Source organism: Vibrio sp. RW, assembly GCF_027587105.1.
Lineage (GTDB): Bacteria > Pseudomonadota > Gammaproteobacteria > Enterobacterales > Vibrionaceae > Vibrio > Vibrio toranzoniae.
In genome coordinates this window covers 1-841 of sequence record NZ_JAPPTM010000075.1, presented here as the reverse complement: position 1 = coordinate 841, position 841 = coordinate 1, and the positions used below count along the sequence as shown (strand labels likewise).

Below are 841 nucleotides of genomic sequence, written 5' to 3'. Positions count from 1 at the left end.
GCAATGATTTCTCAGGCGCTTCGCATTCATGAAACGACGGTTGTACGTCATATCAACGATTATCTTCAGTCCGAGAAGTTAAAGCCTGAAAACGGGGGTAGCCAGAGCCGAATGTCTGCTGCACAAACCATGCAGCTCATTGAGCATTTGACTGAGAACACTTACTTTCATACTCATCAAATCGTTGCCTATGTAGAAGCAGAATTTGGAATTCGCTACAGCGTAGCGGGTATGAATAAATGGTTACATCACAATGGATTTTCATACAAGAAACCCAAGGGTGTGTCTCATAAGTTCTGTCCAGAAATGCAGCAAGCCTTTGTCGAGTATTACAATAACGCTCTTAAGCCGAGTGACGCTCCTGTACTGTTTATGGATGCTGTCCACCCAACTCAGTCGACAAAGCTCAGTTATGGCTGGATTCGAAAAGGTCAGGACAAGCTCATCGAAACAACGGGTAGCCGCACACGCCTGAATCTAACCGGTGCTCTGCCACTGGAAGACATTGGCGCAACAGTCACTGAAACGTATGACACCATCAACAGTGAGAGCATTGTTCGCTTTTTCTGGAAACTAAAGAAAGAGCACTATCCACTGGAGGAGAAGGTACACCTTGTCTTAGATGGAGCAGCCTATCACCGAACCGAATTAGTGAAAGATGCTGCGAAGGTACTCAATATCGACCTTCATTACTTACCCCCATACAGCCCAAACTTAAACCCAGTAGAGCGGCTTTGGAAAGTGATGAATGAGCATGTGAGGAATAACATTTACTTCCCCACAAAAGCGACATTCACATCTGCGATTAAAGAGTTTTTCAATGTGACTTTACCAAAGGTTG

Annotated in this window: 1 protein-coding gene; it reads left to right on the top strand. The window is 44.8% G+C overall.

Annotated elements, in window-relative coordinates; translation table 11 throughout:
- Window positions 1-841, top strand: an 841-nt coding sequence (locus OCT63_RS21365) for an IS630 family transposase (protein WP_269984592.1), incomplete at both ends; no start/stop codon positions are given.